Origin of the sequence: Mesorhizobium sangaii (genome assembly GCF_014207355.1) — a bacterium.
Taxonomy (GTDB): Bacteria; Pseudomonadota; Alphaproteobacteria; order Rhizobiales; family Rhizobiaceae; genus Mesorhizobium; species Mesorhizobium sangaii.
This window is the reverse complement of the sequence record NZ_JACHEF010000001.1, coordinates 1,536,807-1,557,714: the sequence shown is the minus strand read 5'-3', so window position 1 is coordinate 1,557,714 and position 20,908 is coordinate 1,536,807. Positions and strand designations below refer to the sequence as shown.

General features: G+C 62.1%; 17 protein-coding genes and 1 riboswitch. Of the genes, 8 read left to right on the top strand and 9 right to left on the bottom strand.

Annotation, left to right across the window (positions count from 1 at the left end):
• Positions 1-1,719 (bottom strand): VCBS domain-containing protein (locus HNQ71_RS07360; protein ID WP_210333756.1); only part of this gene is annotated, 1,719 nt, incomplete at its 3' end.
• Between the two features lie 1,415 nt (positions 1,720-3,134).
• A riboswitch (guanidine-I (ykkC/yxkD leader) is annotated at positions 3,135-3,244 on the top strand.
• A gap of 75 nt (positions 3,245-3,319) precedes the next feature.
• Here HNQ71_RS07360 and HNQ71_RS07355 point away from each other — a divergent pair.
• The 7 genes from HNQ71_RS07355 (at position 3,320) to atzF (ending at position 12,938) form a co-directional block, all read left to right on the top strand.
• The gene (locus HNQ71_RS07355) at positions 3,320-4,393 is read left to right on the top strand and encodes a putative urea ABC transporter substrate-binding protein (protein WP_184871853.1); all 1,074 of its coding nucleotides are present in this window, start codon (positions 3,320-3,322) and stop codon (positions 4,391-4,393) included.
• 68 nt (positions 4,394-4,461) lie between these two features.
• Positions 4,462-5,280 carry an ABC transporter permease gene (locus tag HNQ71_RS07350; protein WP_184871852.1) on the top strand — a complete coding sequence of 273 codons (819 nt, stop codon included), beginning with the start codon at positions 4,462-4,464 and terminating at the stop codon, positions 5,278-5,280.
• The gene (locus HNQ71_RS07345; protein WP_184871851.1) at positions 5,277-6,110 is read left to right on the top strand and encodes an ABC transporter ATP-binding protein; all 834 of its coding nucleotides are present in this window, start codon (positions 5,277-5,279) and stop codon (positions 6,108-6,110) included. Before HNQ71_RS07350 ends, HNQ71_RS07345 begins: the two co-directional genes overlap by 4 nt.
• Positions 6,097-6,918, top strand: a complete 822-nt coding sequence (locus HNQ71_RS07340) for an urea amidolyase associated protein UAAP1 (RefSeq protein WP_184871850.1) — start codon at positions 6,097-6,099, stop codon at positions 6,916-6,918. The genes HNQ71_RS07345 and HNQ71_RS07340 overlap by 14 nt, the downstream gene beginning before the upstream one ends.
• Before the next feature lie 13 nt (positions 6,919-6,931).
• Entirely contained in the window at positions 6,932-7,594 is a 663-nt protein-coding gene (locus tag HNQ71_RS07335) for an urea amidolyase associated protein UAAP2 (protein WP_184871849.1), read from the top strand.
• Positions 7,595-7,597: 3 nt separating this feature from the next.
• The gene (gene uca, locus HNQ71_RS07330) at positions 7,598-11,137 is read left to right on the top strand and encodes an urea carboxylase (RefSeq protein ID WP_184871848.1); all 3,540 of its coding nucleotides are present in this window, start codon (positions 7,598-7,600) and stop codon (positions 11,135-11,137) included.
• Position 11,138: 1 nt separating this feature from the next.
• On the top strand, positions 11,139-12,938 hold the full coding sequence (gene atzF, locus HNQ71_RS07325; protein ID WP_184871847.1) for an allophanate hydrolase: 1,800 nt from the start codon (positions 11,139-11,141) through the stop codon (positions 12,936-12,938).
• Positions 12,939-13,184: 246 nt separating this feature from the next.
• Here atzF and HNQ71_RS07320 read toward each other — a convergent pair whose 3' ends face one another.
• The 3 genes from HNQ71_RS07320 to HNQ71_RS07310 all read right to left on the bottom strand — a co-directional run bounded on the left by HNQ71_RS07320 (position 13,185) and on the right by HNQ71_RS07310 (position 15,063).
• The gene (locus HNQ71_RS07320) at positions 13,185-13,817 is read right to left on the bottom strand and encodes a hypothetical protein (protein WP_184871846.1); all 633 of its coding nucleotides are present in this window, start codon (positions 13,815-13,817) and stop codon (positions 13,185-13,187) included.
• Positions 13,818-14,311: 494 nt separating this feature from the next.
• Positions 14,312-14,650, bottom strand: coding sequence for a DoxX family protein (locus HNQ71_RS07315; protein WP_184871845.1), 339 nt, complete (start codon positions 14,648-14,650; stop codon positions 14,312-14,314).
• Positions 14,647-15,063, bottom strand: a complete 417-nt coding sequence (locus tag HNQ71_RS07310) for an ester cyclase (RefSeq protein ID WP_184871844.1) — start codon at positions 15,061-15,063, stop codon at positions 14,647-14,649. The genes HNQ71_RS07315 and HNQ71_RS07310 overlap by 4 nt, the downstream gene beginning before the upstream one ends.
• A gap of 72 nt (positions 15,064-15,135) precedes the next feature.
• On the opposite strand from HNQ71_RS07310, the gene HNQ71_RS07305 reads away from it, so the two are divergent.
• The gene (locus tag HNQ71_RS07305) at positions 15,136-15,777 is read left to right on the top strand and encodes a TetR/AcrR family transcriptional regulator (protein WP_184871843.1); all 642 of its coding nucleotides are present in this window, start codon (positions 15,136-15,138) and stop codon (positions 15,775-15,777) included.
• A gap of 121 nt (positions 15,778-15,898) precedes the next feature.
• On the opposite strand, the gene HNQ71_RS07300 is transcribed toward HNQ71_RS07305, so the two are convergent.
• Genes HNQ71_RS07300 through bioB form a run of 5 tightly spaced genes read right to left on the bottom strand, consistent with a single transcriptional unit; the run spans position 15,899 to position 20,898 of the window.
• Entirely contained in the window at positions 15,899-16,867 is a 969-nt protein-coding gene (locus tag HNQ71_RS07300; protein ID WP_184871842.1) for a beta-ketoacyl-ACP synthase III, read from the bottom strand.
• Positions 16,864-18,129 (bottom strand): adenosylmethionine--8-amino-7-oxononanoate transaminase, encoded by a 1,266-nt coding sequence (locus HNQ71_RS07295; RefSeq protein ID WP_184871841.1) that lies wholly within the window; start codon positions 18,127-18,129, stop codon positions 16,864-16,866. Before HNQ71_RS07295 ends, HNQ71_RS07300 begins: the two co-directional genes overlap by 4 nt.
• Positions 18,129-18,764, bottom strand: a complete 636-nt coding sequence (gene bioD, locus HNQ71_RS07290; RefSeq protein WP_184871840.1) for a dethiobiotin synthase — start codon at positions 18,762-18,764, stop codon at positions 18,129-18,131. The genes HNQ71_RS07295 and bioD overlap by 1 nt, the downstream gene beginning before the upstream one ends.
• On the bottom strand, positions 18,761-19,900 hold the full coding sequence (locus HNQ71_RS07285) for an 8-amino-7-oxononanoate synthase (protein WP_184871839.1): 1,140 nt from the start codon (positions 19,898-19,900) through the stop codon (positions 18,761-18,763). Before HNQ71_RS07285 ends, bioD begins: the two co-directional genes overlap by 4 nt.
• Positions 19,897-20,898: a biotin synthase BioB gene (gene bioB / locus HNQ71_RS07280; RefSeq protein WP_184871838.1), complete on the bottom strand. Its 1,002-nt coding sequence runs from the start codon at positions 20,896-20,898 to the stop codon at positions 19,897-19,899. Before bioB ends, HNQ71_RS07285 begins: the two co-directional genes overlap by 4 nt.
• Positions 20,899-20,908 lie beyond the last annotated feature (10 nt).

The window sequence follows — 20,908 nt, the reverse complement described above, 5'->3', positions numbered from 1 at the left end:
CACGGCCGCGCTGTTGGGCGTGTCTTCGGTGACGTCGGCGACCGTCGGGGTTCCGATCACGGCGGCGTCGTTGGTGCCGTGGATGGTGAAGCTGACATTCTGCGTGCCGGAGTTGGTCGTGCCGTCATTGACCTGCACCGTGTAGGTGATCGTCAGGCTCTGGCCGGCGCCCAGGAAGTCGAGGTTGGCCGCGGTCGGATCGTAGCTGTAGCCGATGTTGGCCGCGCCACCGTTGGAGGTTGTATCCGTCAGCGTGAACGCGCCGGCGGCAATCAGCGCGGCTGCCCCGGCGGGCAACGAGAATGGACTGCCATTGAGCTGCACCACCGGGCTGCCCACCACCGACGCATGCAGCGTGTCGCCGACGTCGAGATCGCTCACCGAGAAATTGCCGGTGATTGCCACCAGGTTCTGGGCCGAGGCATTGCCCGCTTCGAGCACCGCAACCGGATCACTCGTATCGCTCAGCACCGGCGCATCATTGGTGCCTGTGATGGTGAAAGTGACATTCTGCGTGCCCGAGTTGGTCGTGCCGTCATTGACCTGTACCGTGTAGGTGATGGTCAGGCTCTGGCCAGCGCGCAGGAAATCGAGGTTGGCGGCGATCGGATCGTAGCTGTAGCCGATGTTGGCCGCGCCACCGTTGGAGGTTGTATCCGTCAGCGTGAATGCGCCACTGGCGATCAGTGCGGCTGCCCCGGCGGGCAACGAGAATGGACTGCCATTGAGCTGCACCACCGGGCTGCCCACCACCGACGCATGCAGCGTGTCGCCGACGTCGAGATCGCTCACCGAGAAATTGCCGGTGATTGCCACCAGGTTCTGGGCCGAGGCATTGCCCGCTTCGAGCACCGCAACCGGATCACTCGTATCGCTCAGCACCGGCGCATCATTGGTGCCTGTGATGGTGAAGGTGACATTCTGCGTGCCCGAGTTGGTCGTGCCGTCATTGACCTGCACCGTGTAGGTGATGGTCAGGCTCTGGCCAGCGCGCAGGAAATCGAGGTTGGCGGCGGTCGGATCGTAGCTGTAGCCGATGTTGGCCGCGCCACCGTTGGAGGTTGTATCCGTCAGCGTGAATGCGCCACTGGCGATCAGCGCGGCTGCCCCGGCGGGCAACGAGAACGGACTGCCATTGAGCTGCACCACCGGGCTGCCCACTACCGACGCATGCAGCGTGTTGCCGACGTCGAGATCGCTCACCGAGAAATTGCCCGTGATCGCCGCCAGGTTCTGGGCCGAGGCTCCAGTCAGTTCGAGTCCCGCCGCCGAATCGCTGGTGTCGCTCAGAACCGGCCCGTCGTTGGTCCCCGCGAACTGAATGGTCGCGGTTGCCCAGCTGAGCGTCCCGTTGCCGAGCCGGATAGAGTAGATAAAGGTGTCCGTCAAATATTGGCCGGCATTCAACCCCTGCAACTGCGACCTGAAGGCAGCCGACAAGAACGCTGTATCGTATCCAACCTTCCCGTCGGCCGTAATCCAGATCTTTGCGCCGTTGGCACTTGTATCGGAACCCGCGGATTCAATCCGTCCTAAGTCCTGCGTCAACAAATCGGCTGCGATGTAGCCGCTCATCGCGCCAGTGTTGTTCGTCCCGTTATCGACAGACCACAGTGATTTGGCGTTTCCGCCTAGATCGTTGGCCATTACGTTGAGGATAATGGTCCCGAAACTGTCTTCAGTGAGCCCGGTGAAAACGCTGGTGAAGAAATCATCCACTGCCTGCGGCGTGTTTGAAAAAGACGTCGTTGTTCCACCCATAACAGTTTCCCCTAGTGCCAGTGGAGCGCTTGCCCGAAGCGCAAGTTTTTATGCGAAACATTCAACGTCGGCCGGGCGTCAACGCCCGTCGGCCTGCAACGTCGCCAATCAAAGGAAATCCAATGCGAATGGCTTGCGATCGCCAGCCAGGGAATGATCCCGGTGAGCGCGCCAGGATCGTTGCTCATCTGATCGAGCGAAATACTAGACGGGGGGCAAAAAGAGGATGGCCGCACCTTCGGTATAACTGAAGACGTCGTCCCCGGACTGCCTTGTATTGGAACGCGGTATCGCAGTTCCACTGGCACCAAAGCCATTTTAACCACCCCCACCCTTACTCGTACGCTTTACAGATACAGATGCCCTCCACATCTATTTCACTGCCGCATTGATAGATTATCCACTCCCCATCTGAAACAGTACGATCAACATGCGAAGTTCGCCATACGGCTACTGCCAGTGCATAGTACAGTCACAGTAAAGCCACAGTCCCGCGATCAGCCAGACATCAACATGGCCGTCCACAAGTAAGTCTTGGCTACAACATGTTGCCGCGACGACTCTGGCAGCGCGCTGCGTTCGCTTTAAACCCCATGACGCCCTTTCCCTGATTGCAAGTCAGGATCCTTTTTTAGGAGGTGCTTATATTAGCGCATTCTTAACGCTAACGAAGAGTAAGCGTCAACATCCAAAAAGAGGTACGGTTAACATCCAAAAGCATCACCAGGGGAGCCGGCGCTCGCGCGGGAAAGTGGCAGCACGATCGCAAAGGACAAATCTGATCACGACGCGGTGCGATCCCGATAAGCAATGGAGTGGGAGCAGGGGGAACGGCGGCGATAGCGTAGTTTCGCCTACCTCTCGACCTTAGTTTTTTCAATACACGTCATGTGCAGAGGTTTCCTGCACTCTTGATCATTTGGCCGATCTGACATGTCGATGCTTCGGTAGTAAATCTCGTTCAGGCTCATAGGGGGCTGCAGCGTACTTCGGCGTGCAAATCGGCGGGTCAGGAACTGTCTATGCGTCGGGCGTGGAGGGGTTTGAGTCAGGAGAGCGCCACCGCCTTTCTCCACATTCATCGAACTACCAATTCCGGCTTCGTTGCTTCGGCCGAGCGCAGCCAGGACCACAGCCTCAGCTTCGAGGTAGGCCACATCGCTGAATTGTAGCGAGTTGCCTACAAGGGCATGCAATGAGGTTCGACTCTGTCTCAGTTGGTGGGTGCGAAAAAACGCAACAGGGGAGCCACGCAATGCTCAATTCTTTTGCACAGTGCGCACACTTTTTTGGGCATGTGGGACTGCGGCCCAATTTTTTCTGATCCGAAACATAGGGTTGGGAATTGGCACGGACATTGCTTTATCAAAATTAGAGTTGGTGGCTAGGGTTCCGGCGCTCGTTTGAGCGCGCTGGTCCGAGAGCTGCCACCGGTGTGGGAGACATCCCACCGGGTGCACGGCGGGACAAAAGCCCGGGAGACCTCGTTAGCCAAGGGATTGGCGGCGCGATGGTCCATGCCGATCCCTTTTTGAGAGACGCAAAAAGGGGAATTTCTATGCAGACTTTTTCAAGAATGCTCTCGACTGCTGCACTAGCCGCCTTGCTGGCGTTTGGAGCGACGTCCATTGCCACGGCCGCACCGAAGACTGACTTCAAAGTAGCCTGGTCGATCTATGTCGGCTGGATGCCGTGGGGTTATGCCGCCGATCATGGCATCGTCAAGAAATGGGCGGACAAATATGGCATCAAAATCGAGGTCACCCAGTTCAACGATTATGTCGAGTCGATGAACCAATACACGGCGGGCGCCTTCGATGCGGTGACGCTCACCAATATGGACGGCCTGTCCATTCCCGCTGCCGGCGGCGTTGATACGACAGCCGTCCTTGTCGGCGACTTCTCGAACGGCAACGATGCCGTCATCCTCAAGAACAAGAGCAATCTCGCGGACATCAAAGGCCAGAACGTCAACCTCGTCGAATATTCCGTGTCGCATTATCTGCTGACCCGCGCGCTCGAAAGCATCGGCTCGACTGAGCGCGATGTGAAGGTGGTCAACACCTCCGACGCCGACATGGTCGCCGCCTACAAGACCGCCGATGTCACCGCGGTCGTCACCTGGAACCCTCTGGTTTCGACCGTTCTCGAAGATCCAAGTGCCAGGAAGGTCTTCGACAGCTCGCAGATTCCGGGCGAAATCATCGACCTGATGGCTGCCAACACCAAGGTCCTGGCGGACAATCCGAACTTCGGCAAGGCGCTGGCCGGCATCTGGTATGAGACGGCGGCGTTGCTGACGGCCCAGACCGACGAGGGGAAGGCGGCGCGCGAAGCGATGGGCGTCGCATCGGGTACCGATCTCAAGGGATTCGAAGGCCAGCTCGCGGCAACCAAGCTCTTCGACAAGCCGGCGGATGCCGTCGCCTTCACCGTTTCGCCAAGCCTTCCGAAGACCATGGACCTCGTTCGCAACTTCCTCTTCGCGAAGGGCCTGCTGGGCAACGGGGCACCGTCTGCGGACGTCATCGGCATCGAAATGCCGGATGGCAAGGTTCTGGGCGACAGCGGCAACGTCAAGCTGCGCTTCACCGGGACCTATATGAAGGCCGCGGCCGAAGGCTCGCTCTAGGCACCGCTTGACCGGGTGGCACGCGTTGAAAGCCGCCGCCTCATCCCCTCATCAGCGGAGCTTTGTTCATGCGCTGGATCAACACGAGGCCGGGCCGGGGCACGCAGCTTGCCTTGATGCTGCTGCCCTTCCTGCTGCTGGCCGTCGCTTACGGTTTCGGATCCGCCGCTCGCCTGGCGGAAAACGCCAATGACAAACTTCTGCCGAGCCTTGCCGGCTTTGCCGATGCGATCGACCGCATGGCCTTCGTCGCCGATCAGCGCACCGGTGACTATCTGCTCTGGTCGGACACACGGGCGAGCCTCGTCCGCCTTTTCGCCGGCCTCGGCATCTCCACCGTCATCGCGCTTCTGATCGGCATGGCCATCGGCATGCTGCCCTATTTGCGGGCGTTGCTTTCTCCCTTTGTCGCCGTCATCTCCATGGTTCCGCCCCTGGCGCTGCTTCCGATCCTCTTCATCGTCATGGGATTGGGCGAGACCTCCAAGATCGCGCTCATCGTCATCGGCATAGCACCAACGATGATCCGCGACCTTGCTCTCAGAGTGCTGGAATTGCCCCGGGAGCAGATCATCAAAGCAGAGACGCTTGGTGGATCGTCATGGCAGATCGCACTACGCGTCCTGCTGCCGCAAATACTGCCGCGGCTTATCACGTGCCTCAGGCTGCAGATCGGTCCCGCCTGGCTGTTTCTCATCGCCGCCGAGGCGATATCGTCCGACTCCGGACTTGGCTACCGCATCTTCCTGGTCCGCCGCTACCTGTCGATGGACGTCATCTTTCCCTATGTCGTCTGGATCACGTTGCTTGCCGTTGTCACCAACTACGCTCTCGACCGCATCCGCATTGTCGTCTTCCCGTGGTCGGAGTTGGAGACGCAGGGATGAGCGAACTCGTCATCCAGAACGTCTGGAAGGAGTATGGCGACCAGATCGTCCTCGAGAACGTGTCGCTGACAGTCGCATCCCGCGCCTTCGTCGCCCTTGTTGGGCCATCGGGCTGTGGCAAGTCGACGTTCCTGCGCATGTTGCTTGGCCAGGAAAAGCCGACCAGGGGCACTATCCTGATTGATGGCCAACCCATGCCCACGGAACCGGGACCGGATCGAGGTATCGTCTTTCAGCGTTACTCCGTGTTTCCGCATCTGACGGTGCTGGGCAACGTCCTGCTTGGAAAGGAATTTTCCAAATCACGCCACAAGGCGAAGCTCTTCGGCGCCGCGCGACGCAATGCTGTCGAAGAGGCTCGCGACCTCATAACGGAAGTCGGTCTCTCGGGTACCGAACAAAAATACCCTGTGCAACTTTCAGGCGGCATGCAGCAGCGTCTGGCGCTCGCCCAGGCACTGATCATGAAGCCGAAGGTCCTGCTGCTCGATGAACCGTTCGGTGCGCTTGATCCCGGCATCCGCGCCGAGATCCACACGCTGATGAAGCGGCTTTGGCATGAAACGCAAATGACCATCGTCATGGTCACGCACGATATGCGCGAGGCTTTCACTCTTGCCAGCCGCATCGTTGCCTTCGAGCGGCGACGCGACCGCCCCGAGGAAAAGCAGCGCTACGGCGCGACGATCACCAATGACATCGCCATCTGGCCGCCGCGGCAAGCGGGCGTGCCTTCGATCTTCAGCCCCGACCGGGACGGCCCGGTCGCTTTCCTGGGGCATCGCCGGGACGACTTGGCATTGTCAGGAGAAAGCAGTGAAGCACATTAGACGTTCGCCAGAGGAAATCGCCGTCAATCGGCAGCGCTACGAAGAGCATCAGAAGAAGGGGCTTGAATTCGCACCGAAGGCATTGCCCGCGCCAAGCCCCATGCCCGCGCCTCCGATCGATCCCGCCGTCATCATCCATGCGGAAACAGTCCCCGGCGGCTGGTACTGGTCAACGGTGCTGAAGCGCGGTGAAGCGATCCGCATCGATCAGGGCGAGGGTGGATCGACCGTCGCGCTTGTCGCCTGGAACGCCAACGATACCAGCGAGCGGCTGAACCTTGTCGACACCGTGAAGGTGCAGTGGACCACCGCGCTTGGCAAGGGACGGGTAATCTTTTCGGACATGGGGCGCGTGATGTTCTCGCTGATCGAGGACAGCTCAGGCGCTCATGACTGCCTGATGGGCGGATCGACGGCCGCGACCAACGCGGTCAAATATCCGGGCATAAGCACACGCAATACCCGTGATAATTTGATCCTGCTTGCCGGCAAGCTTGGTCTTACACGACGGGATATCCCGGCCATCCTCAATCTGTTCGCGCCGGTGCGCATCGACGATACCGGCGCATTCCAGTGGCGCGGCAAGCTCTCCAACAGCGGCGACTACGCCGAGCTGCGCGCCGAGATGGATATGATCGTCGGCTTTTCCAACTGCCCGCATCCGCTCGATCCCGATCCGACCTATCAGCCCAAACCGATCACCGTTACCCGGTTCCGCGCTCCGGTACCTGCCGCCGACGATCTCGCCCGCACCGCCACCGCGGAGGCTGTCCGCGGCTTCGAAAACAACGCCTTGATGCTGGCCTGAGGGGAGGCGAACGATGAGCAATTTCATCCAGACCGCTGCCTCGCGCAGCATCGACAATGCCGTCCAGGATCACTTCATTGCGGCGGAAGCGCCGTGGTCCGGCATCGTGCGCAAGGGCCAGACGATCCGCATCGAGGACAGCCACGGCCAGCAGGCGATCGACACGCTGTTCTATCGCGCCGATGATTTTGGCGAACGCTACTCCAATCAGGACACGATGCGTGCGCAGGGCGCCGCCTATATCGGCGTCGGCACCAGGATCATGTCGAACGAAGGCAATGTCATGCTTGTCATGTCGGCCGACAGTTGCGGTCGTCACGACACATCCGCCGGCGCCTGTTCCTGCGAGAGCAACACCGTGCGCTTCGGCCATGGCACGAAATACCTGCATGCCTGCCGCGACAACTTCGTGCTTGAAATGACCAAGCACGGCATGAGCAAGCGCGACATCGTTCCGAACATCAATTTCTTCATGAATGTGCCAATCAAACCGAATGGCGAAATGACCATCGTCGATGGCATCTCCTCGCCAGGTGATTATGTCGAGCTGGTCGCCGAGATGGATGTGCTCTGCGTGATCTCCAACTGTCCGCAGATCAACAATCCCTGCAATGGCTTCGATCCGACGCCGATCCGCGTCCTGATCTGGGATGCCGCTCCGGGTGTCGAGGCCTGAGCGATGTTCACCAAGGTCCTCATCGCAAACAGAGGCGAAATCGCCGTCCGGGTCATCCGGACATTGAAGACAATGGGCATCGCATCGGTCGCGGTCTATTCGGATGCCGACCGTTTCGCCAGGGCGACGCTGCTTGCCGACGAAGCTGTTCGCCTTGGCCCCGCGCCAGCAAGCGACAGCTATCTCGATATCGATGCGGTCGTCGCCGCTTGCAAGGCGACGGGTGCGCAAGCTGTCCACCCCGGCTACGGCTTCTTGTCGGAGAACATCGGCTTTGCCGAAAGGCTTGCCGCCGAAGGCATCGTCTTCATCGGTCCGCGGCCCGAGCATCTCTCCGCCTTTGGGCTCAAACACACGGCGCGCGAGCTTGCAAGGACAAGCGGCGTGCCGCTGCTGCCGGGCACCGGTCTGCTGCGGAGCGCTGAACAGGCGCTGACGGAAGCCGAAGCGATCGGCTATCCCGTGATGTTGAAAAGCACCGCCGGCGGCGGCGGCATCGGCATGCAGCTGTGCGCCGATCCGGCAAGCCTGAAAGCCTCCTTCGACAGCGTGCGGCGCACGGCGCGCACGAGCTTCGGCGATGCGCGCGTCTACATCGAGCGCTTCGTGGCCGATGCCCGCCATGTCGAGGTGCAGATCTTCGGCGATGGCAAAGGCCGGGTGATTGCCCTTGGCGAACGCGACTGCTCGCTGCAACGGCGAAACCAGAAGGTCGTCGAGGAAACACCCGCACCAGGCCTGTCCATCGCGACGCGCACCAGACTGCACAGGGCGGCGACCGATCTTGGCACGTCCGTTTCCTATGAATCGGCAGGCACCGTCGAGTTCATCTACGATCCCGATCGCGAGGAATTCTATTTCCTCGAGGTCAATACCCGCCTGCAGGTCGAGCATCCCGTCACCGAAGCCGTTTTCAGCATCGACCTCGTCGAATGGATGATCCGCCAGGCCGCCGGCGAGAATATCTTGTCCGGTGCCGGGAACCTTGTTCCCAAGGGCGCGGCGATCGAGGTTCGCGTCTATGCGGAAATGCCGCATGCGGATTTCCGGCCGAGCGCCGGGCTGCTGACGGAGGTTGCCTTCCCGCAGACGGCCCGCATCGACAGCTGGATCGAGACCGGAACCGAGGTGACGCCGTTCTACGATCCGATGCTCGCGAAGATCATCGTTGCCGCCGACGATAGGCCGGCCGCGATCGAGAAGCTGAAGGCCGCGCTCGCCGACACGTCGATTGCCGGTATCGAGACCAATCTCGGCTATTTGCGCGAGATCGCGGCGTCCGAACTGCTGGCCAACGGCAAGGTGGCAACGACGGCATTGCGCGATTTCACCTTCGTGCCTGACGTCATCGAGGTGCTGGCGCCGGGCGCGCAGTCGAGCATCCAGGAATTGCCAGGCCGTCTCGGCCTCTGGCATGTCGGCGTGCCGCCGAGCGGACCGATGGACGAGCGCTCGTTTCGCCATGCCAACCGGCTTGTCGGCAATGCTGATACGGTTGCCGCACTTGAGTTGACGGTTTCCGGCCCGACCCTGCGTTTCTTCGCCGATGCGCGCGTTGCGCTTGCCGGCGCGCGCATGGCGATGCGTTGCGAAGGCGAGCTGCTGCCGCACGATACGGCGGTGACGATCCGCGCCGGGCAGGTGCTGTCGATCGCCAGCATCGACGGCGCCGGCCAGCGGGCCTATCTCGCGGTCGAGGGCGGGTTTGCCGCACCACGCGTGCTTGGATCCCGCGCCACCTTCGGTCTCGGGCAATTCGGCGGCAACGCCACCGGCGCGCTAAGGACCGGACATGTGCTGCATCTTGCCCGGCTAGCACCGACGGAGCCGGCGAAGGCGCCGGACGAACCGGCGGCACTGACCTGTGCCTGGGATGTCGGCGTTCTCTATGGTCCGCATGGCGCGCCCGACTTCTTCGCGGAAGGCGACATCGACACGCTGTTTTCGACGGCCTACGAGGTCCATTTCAACAGCGCCCGCACCGGCGTCCGTCTCGTCGGGCCGGCGCCGAAATGGGCGCGCAGCGATGGCGGTGAGGCAGGGCTCCATCCCTCCAACCTGCATGACAATGCCTATGCGATCGGCGCGATAGATTTCACCGGCGACATGCCGATCATCCTTGGTCCCGATGGTCCAAGCCTTGGCGGTTTCGTCTGCCCGGCGGTGATCGCGCGCGATGAGCAGTGGAAGATGGGCCAGTTCAAACCGGGCGACCGCATTCGATTTCATTCGGTGTCGAGACCAGGGGATGCGCTCGCGGCGCCAGCGATCCACCGCGCTATGGACGACAGGGGATCTCCGATTGTCGGGCGAAGCGAGGATGGCCCCGTTTCCGTCGTCTATCGCCGGCAAGGCGACGACAATCTGCTGATCGAATACGGCCCGATGGCGCTCGATATCGCGCTGCGGCTGCGCGCGCATCTGCTGATGCAGGCGGTTACACAGGCGCGTTTACCCGGGATCATCGATCTCACGCCGGGCATCCGTTCGTTGCAGATCCACTATGATGGAACCACACTGACACGAAAGCGCCTGCTTGGGTTGCTGGCGGATATCGAGGCATCGCTGCCGGCGGCGCAGGCAGTCAAGGTGCCGAGCCGCATCGTGCATCTGCCGCTCTCCTGGAACGATCCGGATGCGGAACTCGCGATGCGCAAATACCAGGAGCTGGTGCGGCCGAACGCGCCCTGGTGCCCGTCGAACATCGAGTTCATCCGCCGCATCAATGGGCTCGCCGACGAACAGGCGGTAAAAGATATCATCTTCAACGCCAATTACCTCGTGCTTGGCCTCGGCGATGTCTATCTCGGCGCGCCGGTCGCTACGCCGATGGACCCGCGCCACCGCCTCGTGACGACCAAATACAACCCGGCTCGAACCTGGACGCCGGAAAATGCCGTCGGCATCGGCGGTGCTTACATGTGCATCTACGGTATGGAGGGTCCGGGCGGATATCAGCTTTTTGGCCGAACGATCCAGGTCTGGAACACCTGGCGGCAGACGCCTGTTTTCACCAAGGGCAAACCCTGGCTTTTGAACTTCTTCGACCAGATCCGCTTCTTCCCAGTCTCCCACCAGGAACTGACGGAAGCGCGGGCGGCCTTTCCGCATGGTGGCTATCCGGTTCGCATCGAGGAGACGGAATTCTCCTATGCGGCTTATGAACGGGAACTCAAGGCCAACGCCCAGTCCATCACCGCTTTCAAAGGCGTCCAGCAAGCGGCTTTCGATGCCGAGCGCACGCGCTGGAAGGACGAAGGGCACGACAGCTTCGTCAGCCACGAGGGCCTGGGTGAAAGTCTCGATGGCGACATTCCGGCCGGCTGCTTCGGCGTCGCCAGTGCGGTACCGGGCAACATCTGGAAACTGCTGGTCGAGCCGGGCGCGTCGGTTGCGGCCGGGGACACGCTTGCCATCATCGAGTCGATGAAAATGGAAATCAACGTCACTGCCCACGCGGCAGGCCGCGTTCGCGACCTGCGTGCCGGGCCAGGCCGAAACGTCAAGGCAGGCGACATCATCGTCGTCCTGGAGGAATGCTGACATGCTGCCGACCATTCTCGATCTTTCAAGCCTTCGAGCCGCATATGCTGCCGGCATGACGCCGATCGATATCATTGAAGCGGTGATCGCTCGACGCGCCGCCTCCAAAGATCCGGCGATCTTCATCACGCCCACGCCGGACGACGATCTGCGGGCCGCTGCCCGTGCGCTGATGGCGAACGCGCCGGAACCGAACAGCCTGCCGCTCTGGGGCATCCCCTTTGCCGTCAAGGACAATATCGACGCCGCCGGTCTGCCGACCACCGCCGGTTGCCCGGCCTACGCCTATAGTCCGCAGCGCGATGCCACGGTCGTTGCCCGATTGAAGGCGGCTGGCGCCATCGTCATCGGCAAGACCAATCTCGATCAGTTCGCAACCGGTCTTAACGGGACGCGCTCACCCCACGGGGCGCCACGCTCGGTCTTCGATGCCGACTATATCTCCGGCGGATCGAGCTCCGGGTCGGCGGTCACGGTTGCCGCCGGCCTCGCTACCTTCGCTTTGGGTACCGACACCGCCGGTTCCGGCCGTGTTCCCGCCGCCTTCAACAACCTCGTCGGCATCAAGCCGACGCCCGGACTGCTGCCGAATACCGGGGTCGTTCCGGCGTGCAGAAGCGTCGATTGCGTCACGATCTTCGCGGCGACGGTTGGCGACGGCATCGCCATCCGCCATGTCGCGGAAGGGTTCGACGCCGCCGATGCCTTCTCGCGAGAGGCCAAGCCGGTTTCATTGCCGGTGTCCGGCTTGCGTATCGGCGTTCTCGATGGCGCTGAGCGGGAGTTCTTCGGCGACGCCAGTGTCGAACGGCTCTACGATCAGGCAATCGAGAGGGCGAAGGCCCTGGGCGCAACCATAGTGCCTTTCGACTATGCGCCTTTCCGTGAAGCCGCGGCCCTTCTCTACGACGGTCCCTGGGTCGCCGAGCGCCTTGCCGCTGTCGAAGGTTTCCTTGCGACCAATGCCCACGATTTCGATCCGACGGTGCGCGCCATCATCGAAGGCGCCAAGGGCAAGACGGCGGTGGATGCCTTCAATGGCCGCTACAGGCTGGAGGAACTGCGCCGCAAGACAGAGTTGGAATGGAAGAAAGCCGACATCCTGCTGCTGCCGACCACGCCGACGACCTACAAGGTCGCCGACATGCTTGCCAATCCCATCGTCCTCAACGGACGGCTCGGCCGCTACACCAATTTCGCCAATCTGTTGGATTGTGCGGCGATCGCGGTTCCTGCTGGCTTCAGCGACAACGGCTTGCCGGGCGGCGTGATGCTGGTTTCTCATGCGTTCACCGACGATGCGCTGGCGCCCTTCGCCGACGCGCTGCACCGGGCAGCCGCCTCGGGAATGGGTATCGACCGCAATGCTGTCCTTCCGGAGACAAGCCGTGTCGTTGTTCCCGATGGAGGCTTGATCGAGATTGCGGTGGTCGGCGCCCATCTGAGTGGCATGCCGCTCAACCACGAACTCACCGGTCCCGGCGGCCGGCTGGTGAAGGCCTGCCGCACGGCTGGCGACTACCGCCTTTACGTATTGCCCAACACCACGCCACCGAAACCCGGCCTCGTCCGCGAGCCTGGATATAAGGCGCAAGGGCTCGAGGTGGAGGTCTGGGCGTTGCCCGCCGATGCCTTTGGCCGTTTCGTGCAGAAAATTCCCAGCCCTCTCGGAATAGGAAAAGTGGTGCTCGATGATGGCTCCAGCGTTTCAGGATTCCTATGCGAGGCTCATGCCATCTCCGAGGCCCGCGAGATCACGGATCTCGGCGGATGGAGGGCGTATCTGGGCTCGGGGAGATAACGGATAGCGATCCAGAGGGGACAAGCCATGAAGCTCGTGCGGATGATCCTGCGCCTGATCTACGACGGAATGAGCGTGCGTGCATCACCAACGAGACCATCAGAGCCCCGGCCGCCCCAGATGGATGCGGTTGGCAGGTTGGAAACGACCGGCGTCTCCAGATAATAGTCTACAAAGTCTTCCCGTGGGCGCTTTGTCTTCGCCGCTAAACGCCGAGACCGTATCGCTGCTCGGGAAACTGCCGCCCTAGCTGGACGCTTCGGGCGGTGCTTCCTTTTGCCAGCCGGCCAGCTCCGGCAGGTCGTCAAGCCAGCTTTTCTCCGTCATCAAGGCATCGCCTGCCTGCGGCACAGCCTCGGTGGCGTTTTGAATGAGCCAGTCCACCCACTTCCGATAGGCAACTGGATCCAGTTGGGGCGGCAGCACCTTGGCCTTGGCCAGCATGCGTTTGCGGAAACTGACTTGCCTGCGCAGTTTGGTGGTCGTGAACTTGATTGCCTTGCCTTGGTATTCAACCGTCCAGCGCCCATCTCCGTGGCTGGTGAGCCTGTCGATGGCGAAATCAACATCGACCGGTCTATCCCGCCAGGGAAGCTCGATGGCATTCTTCCTCAGATCGATAGCCCATCGCCTGTAACTGGCCCCGGCACGCTGGGGCGGCAGCACGCCAGCCTGTTCAAGCATCTTCCTGCGGAAGGTAGGCTGCTTCTTGAGCTGCCCGGTCGTCAGCTCGATGCGATGCCCACGGAATTCGACGTGCCACCGGATCCTACCGTTGCCGAAATACTTCACCAGCCTGTCGATGACGAACTCGTCATCGGTAAGCATTACGCATCCCCGCCTGATGCTGTCGAGAATGTACTGGCTATCGGTGGGCATGACGCGGCCTCGTGCAGGATCTCTCAGAAGCTTAGAGATTCAAAAAATCAAGGGACGCTTTAGAAATCATCTGCTTCCTTTCGTAGATCCTCAGGCAACAGGGTTTTGCCGGACATTGCCTCGTGGCAGAGCGCGGGGTTGGTACTATCAGGGAAGGCCGCGAAACACGACCGAAGACTGCGGCTGCGGTCGGGCGCGGCATCGCCACCTGCGGCTACGCTGCGATTATGGAAAGGGATCGCCTGGCCAAGGCCCGATATCTTTTAGAGATTGAGGCGCGCGGTGAGCTCGACCTCGCAGAGCATATGCAGGCCGTTCTCCGGTCGACAATGTGGAACGAATGAGGCGACCGGCGCGCAGAGTATGCGCCACACGGCGGTCATTTCGGATCCCATCGCGGCCCCGAAAGCGAAGGTCGGCTACAGCGAAACGGCGGCATCTCCCGCTGCCACCGTTGCATGACCTCAATGACCGCGACATTCAGGATTGTATCCTTACGCCCAGAATTGCAGCACGGCTGCGTTCGCCAGGATCATCAAAGTAAAGCCAATCGCCGGGGCGAAGTGCTTGAAGCCCTCGCGTGCCTTGATCAACGTGCCCAGCGCGGCGAGGATCAAAAGCGTGAGACCGACCAGCGCAATGATTCGCGTGGATGGAAACAGCAAAGCCGCTGCCCCTGCGACCTCCAGACCCGCCGTCAACAAACGCCACCCTTTGGGGTAGCCCCAGCGTTGGAAGTCCACTTCGGCGTTGCCGGCATTGATGAGGTTGGCCAGGCCTGCGCCGGCGAACGCCAGCGCAACGATCCCGTTCAAAACCAGGGTGATGCTCATCGCGGAGCTCCTTCCGTCGGGTAGGCACCCATCTGGTGTAGAACCTCCTGCAGATTGAGCTCGTCCCAGTGCTCGACGAACCGATCGCCTTCGACGCGCCAGATATCGATCGAGCGCATGGTAATTTCGGCGCCCGATGCCGGAACACCAATGAACGGTCCGGTGTGGCGGGCCGTGTAGGTGTAACGGCCGACGACGCGGTCGCCGACGGCAAAGGCGTCCTCGACGACGACATGGGTGTCGGAGAGGGTTTCGAACCAGTGGCCCATGAACTCAACGACACCGACCAGGCCAGGCCGGACGTCGGGGTTATGGTTGACGTAGTCTTCAGAAACCAGTTCGGCGAAGCGTTCAGCATTGTGGCTGTTCATGATGTCGGCGAACAGATGAGCCAGATCGACGGGGTTGCGCATGTTGACCTCCATGGGTTATAAGGCGATACACAATCGTATCGTATAAAGTCATATAAGACGGAATCGTATCGCATGCAAGTAGGAAGTTCCAGAAAGTGGCGGGACGACGATCCGCGCAGGCTGCGGATGGCCGAGACGAGGGCTTCGATCCTGCGTGCGGCGCGTCCCATTCTGCTGAGGGATGGCCTCGGCGGAACGACGCTGGACCGGGTCGCGGCGGAAGGCGGCATCGCGAAAATGACCCTCTATCGTCACTTCCCGAGTAAGGAGGCGCTGTTTGAGGGATTGGTCACCGCGATGTGTGAGTACATGCGCGAGGGAATCGAGAACGCCGCGACACCCGACATCAACAAGCCCAGGGCGGACCGGCTTGCTGAAGAACTGCACGCCTTCACTACGGCCCTTCTCGAGCCGGACGCGCTGGCGCTTTATCGTTTGATCGTCGCTGACGGATGGCGCTTTCCCGCTCTGTCTAAGGTGTTTGACCTGTCCGGTATGCGCGTTATTCGGAAGCGCATAGCGGGGTTACTCGAGCCTGGCGCAATCCCTTCCAACGAGTCACTGACAATCGCTGGCGGGATCGTGGCGCTGGCACTAGGTGATGCCTATCAGCGCGCGATTATGGGCATCGTCGAAGAGGGAGACGCCGAGGTGTTTGAACACCAAATCGAAGCTGCCATTGCCTACGGACTTGGCCGCCTTGGCCCTTCTTGAGCGTCCGCTATCACCATTTGATTGTCAGAAGCTGCCAGTCCGCTACCGGCAGGCGACGCAGTTTGCGCGCCGCTCTCCATCCGATACTGACAGAGGCCTCGAACGCCAACACGTCGCCCGGCTAAATACCGACGACTAGGGCACCGCCGCTGAGACCCGCACCTGCTGCCGCGAGTAGGATTTTCTCGCCAGGCCGGAATGGCTCCGTCTGATTGGCCAGCGAGAGCGACAGTGGGATCGTCGCGGCGGAAGAGTTGCCGTAGTCGGCGATTGTCTTGACGATTGCTTGATCTGCAATGCCGAGGTTCCTGCCGACCGCATCGAAAATGCGGGCGTTGGCCTGATGCGGCACGAACCGGCCGACATCCTGTGGTCGCACCCCGGCAGCGGCAAGCGCGCTTGTCGAGCAATCGGTCATCATCTCGACAGCCTTGGCGAACACTTCGCGGCCGTTGGTCATCGTCATGCGGGTTTGCCCGAGGAACGGCGCGTTGCTTCCTCCCGCCGGGATCTGGATCAGCCCGTAGCGCGAGCCGTCGGAATCCACCGAGGCACCGAGAATGCCCCGATCCGGGTCCTCGCACGGACCAATCACCAGGGCGCCGGCGGCATCGGCGAAAAGGACCGAGCTTGCGCGCTCGGCCGGGTTGATGCGGCGGCTGAGGATGTTGGCGGCAATGATCAGTGTTGGTTTGCCGTGCAGGCGGGTGAATCCATCCGCGAACATCAGCGCATAGATGAAGCCGGCGCAGGCACCGGTCAGATCGACCGCGCCTGCGCGACCAAGGCCGAGCTTGTGTGCGACCAGGGGTGCACTGGGCGGCAGAAGGTGGTCGGGCGTCGAGGTGGCAAGCAACAACAGCCCGATGTCGCTGCGACCGATACCGGCGTTCGCCAGCGCCATGTCGCCGGCCTGCGTGGCAAGACCAGACAGCGTATCTTCGTCCGCTGCCCAGAAGCGCGACCGTATCCCGGTTCGCCTTTCGATCCAGCCCGGCTCGAGGCCGAGATTGTTCTCGATCTCGGCATTCGCCACCTTGCGCCGAGGCGCGTGATGGCCAAACCCGAGAATGCGAGACGACCTGCTCATGGCCTGGACCCGAAGCGTTCGCCGGCCTCCTCGATGGCGTCATAGAGCCCATCCAACTCGTCGCCGGTGATGCAATAGGGTGGGAGAAGATAGAGGACGTTGCCGAGCGGACGCACGAGCAGGCCGCGCTCGAGGAAGAATGCGCGCAGCTTCGGACCGATCTCGGCGAGATAGCCGGCTGAGCCGGCGTGCAGATCGAGGGCGGCGATCGTGCCGGTCACCCGGCTGTCGGTGAAGTAGGGATTGTGGCGAAAGCGTTGAAGTCCGGCGGCCTGCCTCACGCTCAGGGCTGCGATACGCTCAGCCACCGGCTCGTGGCGCCAGATCTCGACATTGGCGAGCGCGGCCGCGCAGGCCATCGGATTGGCGGTGTATGAGCTCGAATGAAAGAAGGTTTTCTTCCGGTCCTCGGAATAATGGGCCTGGAAGATGGCATCGGTGGCAAGCGTGGCGGCCAGAGGGATCACGCCGCCGGTCAGGCCCTTCGAGGTGCACAGGATATCCGGCGAGATGGATGCCTGCTCGCAGGCGAACATGGTCCCGGTGCGGCCCCAGCCGGTCATCACTTCGTCGGCGACCAGCAGCGTGCCCGAGGCCTCGGCGATCCTCTTCAATTCGGTCAGAACCCAGGCCGGATACATCAGCATGCCGCCGGCGCCAAGCACGAGCGGTTCGACGATCAGCGCGGCGGCCCGCCGGTCGCGGGCAACGGCCTCGAACCGATCCAGCGTCTCCTGCTCTCGCCCGGCAACGGGAAAGGGGATGGTGTCGACCTCGAACAGCAAGGGCTCGTAGGCGGCGTTGAACACGCCACGGGCACCGACGCTCATCGTGCCGATCGTGTCGCCATGATAGCTGTGCTCCATGACGACGATGCGCGAGCGCGGTGCGCCGGTGTTGCGGAAATAGCCGAGCGCCATCTTCAGCGCGACTTCGACGGAGGTCGAGCCGCTGTCGGAATAGAACACCCGGTCGAGGCCGGAAGGAGCGAGGCCGACAAGCGCCTCGGCCAGCCGTTCGGCCGGCTCGTGCGTAAAGCCGGCGAAGATGATCTGGTCGAGGCTCGCCGCGGTCGTCTCGATGGCTTTCATGATGCGGGGATGGCGGTGGCAGTGGGTGACGACCCACCAGGAGGAGATGGCGTCCAGGATGCGCGTGCCGTCGGCCTTGTGGAGATAGGCGCCTTGCGTCAGGACGATTTCAGGGATCACGGGCTCAAGCGCGTGCTGCGTGAACGGATGCCACACACTGGACTGCGACATCATTCGCCTCCCGCAATCGAGGCAAGGTCAAAGCCGGCGACCATTGCGTCCCTCAGCGTTTCATTCGTCAGCGGATCGAGCAGCGGCAGTCTCCCGAGTTGTGGCACGCCGCAAAATTCCACGATGGTCCTTTGCGTATCGGCCACCTCTTCGCCGATGAAGGCAATGCCGATAAGCGGGATGAAGCGCGCCCGCAGCGCCTCGATCGACAGCAGGGTGTGGTTGATCGTGCCGAGCGCGGTGCGAGCGCACAGGATGACCGGCAGCTGCCACCGCGCGAATATGTCGATGAACTTTGTCTGCCGGTTGAGCGGCACCATCAGGCCGCCGGCGCCTTCGATGACGAGCGGACCCGGCAAGACCGGAAGCGAGAGCCTTGCCACGTCTATCGCGACACCATCGAGTTCGGCCGAACGATGCGGCGACAGCGGCTCGTTCAAGCGGTAGACTTCCGGCAGCACGCGCCCCGGCGGCAGGCCGGCAAGCCGCGCAACGACCTCGCTGTCGGTCTCGCCGTCGAGGCCCGACTGCACCGGCTTCCAGTAGAAGCCGTCGAGGAGGCCGGCGAGCCCGGCTGAAAACACCGTCTTGCCGATTCCGGTATCCGTTCCGGTGATGACGATGCGCGTGGTCATGTCGAGGCCAACACCTCGACGAGCGCCTCGACCATGGCGGAGATGTCGGCTTCGTCGACGTTGAGCGTCAGCGAAATGCGCAGCCGCGACGTGCCCTCGGGCACTGTCGGCGGACGAATGCCGCGAATGTCGAAGCCGCGCGCCTGCAGCGCCGCCGCCACCGCCATGGTGCGCCTGTTGTCGCCGATGACAAAGGGCTGGATCTGCGAGCCGCTGGGTGCCACGCCGCAGCGCTCGGCCAATTGGCGGCCCGCGAAGGCAACGCGCTCCTGCAGCTGGACACGGCGCTGGGGCTCATCGGACAGCATGGCAATCGCCTCGCGCGCAGCCACGGCCATCAGCGGCGATGGCGCGGTGGAATAGATGAATGGCCGGCAGCGGTTGACGAGATAGTCGCACAGCAGTCCCGGGCCGGTGACGAGTGCGCCGGACGCGCCGAGCGCCTTGCCGCATGTGTGAAGTGCGACGATGTTGTCGCGGCCCTCGAATGCGGCGGCAAGACCGCGGCCCTCCGGTCCCCAGACGCCGGTGGCATGCGCCTCGTCGACGACGATGAATGCCTCGTGCCGATCGGCAAGCGCGACCAGGCTTTCCAGCGGCGCGCGGTCGCCATCCATGCTGTAGAGGCTTTCGACCACGATCCAGACGCGCCCGGTGCCGCCTTCGGCGCGCCAGCACGTGATCGCATCCTCGAAAGCATCGACGTCGTTGTGCGCGGCGAGCTTGAACTCGGCGCGGCCAGCGCGGGCCCCCTCATGCATGCTGGCATGAGCGAGTTCGTCGAGGACCAAAAGGTCACCCTTTTGCGGCAGGGCGGTCAGCAAAGCGAAGTTGGCGATGTAGCCGCTGCCGAAGAACAGCGCACGTTCAGCTCCGAAGAACGCGGCAGCGTCTGCCTCTAGTTGCTCATGTTCCGGCGCGTTGCCGCGCAACAGCCGCGATCCGGTCGCGCCGACCGGCGTGCCCTGCGCGATCGCCGCCGCAACCGCGTCGCCTAGCCTCCTCGAAGCGGCAAGCCCGAGATAGTCGTTCGACGAGAAATCGAGTCCGGCGCGCGGCGACAGCGTCCGCAGCCGGTCCTTGCGCGCCAGTCCCTGCAGGGTCGCGTCATAGCGGGCAAGCGGTGCCCCGTTCATTGCGCCTCGAGTTCCATCGGCTCGATGCCGAGACGGCGGAACAGAAGGCTATCCTTGTCCTCGCCGGGATTGTCCGCCGTCAGCAGCGTGTCGCCGACGAAGATCGAATTGGCGCCGGCAAAGAAACACAGTGCCTGCATCTCGTCGGTCATGGCGGTGCGGCCGGCCGAAAGTCGGACATGCGATTTCGGCATCATGATGCGCGCCAGCGCGATCACACGCACGAATTCGATCGGCTCGATCGGCCTGGTTTCGGCAAGCGGGGTGCCTTCGATCGGGATCAGCATGTTGATCGGAACGCTTTGCGGATGTTCCAGCAGATTGGCCAGTGTCACCAGCATGTCGATCCGGTCCACCGGCTCTTCGCCCATGCCGACAATGCCGCCACAGCAGACCTTGATGCCGGATTGGCGGACAAGCTCGAGTGTTTCGAGCCGGTCAGCAAAGCTGCGCGTGCTGATGATCTCGCTATAGTAGCGTTCCGACGTATCGATGTTGTGGTTGTAATAGTCGAGACCGGCGTGTTTGAGCCGAGCGGTCTGCTCAAGATCGAGCATGCCGAGCGTCATGCAGGTCTCCATGCCCAGCGCCTTGACGCCTTCGACCATCGCAACGACCGCATCCATGTCGCGCGCCTTGGGATTGCGCCAGGCGGCGCCCATGCAATAGCGGGTGGCGCCGGCATCACGCGCCTTGGTCGCTTCGGCGATGACGCGCCTGACCTCCATCAGCTTCGACGCCTTCAAGCCAGTTTCGTGATGGGCCGACTGGCTGCAATAGCCGCAATCCTCCGGACAGCCGCCGGTCTTGATGCTGAGAAGCCGGCTGAGCTGGACCTTGTTGGGATCGAAATTCTGGCGGTGAACGGTTTGTGCCTGAAACAGCAGGTCATTGAAAGGCGCGTCATGTAGCGCCCGAGCCTCTTCCAGGGTCCACATCCGGCCGCCGTCGAAGGATTGTGCTTCAGACATGGTCTTTTCCGAAATCGCTGCGTGCATTTCCATCCTG

Excerpts from the sequence above, each read along its gene's own strand:
- HNQ71_RS07345 (WP_184871851.1), top strand. The coding sequence starts at position 5,277 with ATGAGCGAACTCGTCATCCAGAACGTCTGGAAGGAGTATGGCGACCAG.
- HNQ71_RS07350 (WP_184871852.1), top strand. The coding sequence starts at position 4,462 with ATGCGCTGGATCAACACGAGGCCGGGCCGGGGCACGCAGCTTGCCTTG.
- HNQ71_RS07355 (WP_184871853.1), top strand. The coding sequence starts at position 3,320 with ATGCAGACTTTTTCAAGAATGCTCTCGACTGCTGCACTAGCCGCCTTG.
- HNQ71_RS07310 (WP_184871844.1), bottom strand. The coding sequence starts at position 15,063 with ATGCGCAACCCCGTCGATCTGGCTCATCTGTTCGCCGACATCATGAAC.
- HNQ71_RS07315 (WP_184871845.1), bottom strand. The coding sequence starts at position 14,650 with ATGAGCATCACCCTGGTTTTGAACGGGATCGTTGCGCTGGCGTTCGCC.
- HNQ71_RS07305 (WP_184871843.1), top strand. The coding sequence starts at position 15,136 with ATGCAAGTAGGAAGTTCCAGAAAGTGGCGGGACGACGATCCGCGCAGG.
- HNQ71_RS07300 (WP_184871842.1), bottom strand. The coding sequence starts at position 16,867 with ATGAGCAGGTCGTCTCGCATTCTCGGGTTTGGCCATCACGCGCCTCGG.
- HNQ71_RS07285 (WP_184871839.1), bottom strand. The coding sequence starts at position 19,900 with ATGAACGGGGCACCGCTTGCCCGCTATGACGCGACCCTGCAGGGACTG.
- HNQ71_RS07320 (WP_184871846.1), bottom strand. The coding sequence starts at position 13,817 with ATGCCCACCGATAGCCAGTACATTCTCGACAGCATCAGGCGGGGATGC.
- bioD (WP_184871840.1), bottom strand. The coding sequence starts at position 18,764 with ATGACCACGCGCATCGTCATCACCGGAACGGATACCGGAATCGGCAAG.
- HNQ71_RS07295 (WP_184871841.1), bottom strand. The coding sequence starts at position 18,129 with ATGTCGCAGTCCAGTGTGTGGCATCCGTTCACGCAGCACGCGCTTGAG.
- uca (WP_184871848.1), top strand. The coding sequence starts at position 7,598 with ATGTTCACCAAGGTCCTCATCGCAAACAGAGGCGAAATCGCCGTCCGG.
- HNQ71_RS07335 (WP_184871849.1), top strand. The coding sequence starts at position 6,932 with ATGAGCAATTTCATCCAGACCGCTGCCTCGCGCAGCATCGACAATGCC.
- atzF (WP_184871847.1), top strand. The coding sequence starts at position 11,139 with ATGCTGCCGACCATTCTCGATCTTTCAAGCCTTCGAGCCGCATATGCT.
- bioB (WP_184871838.1), bottom strand. The coding sequence starts at position 20,898 with ATGCACGCAGCGATTTCGGAAAAGACCATGTCTGAAGCACAATCCTTC.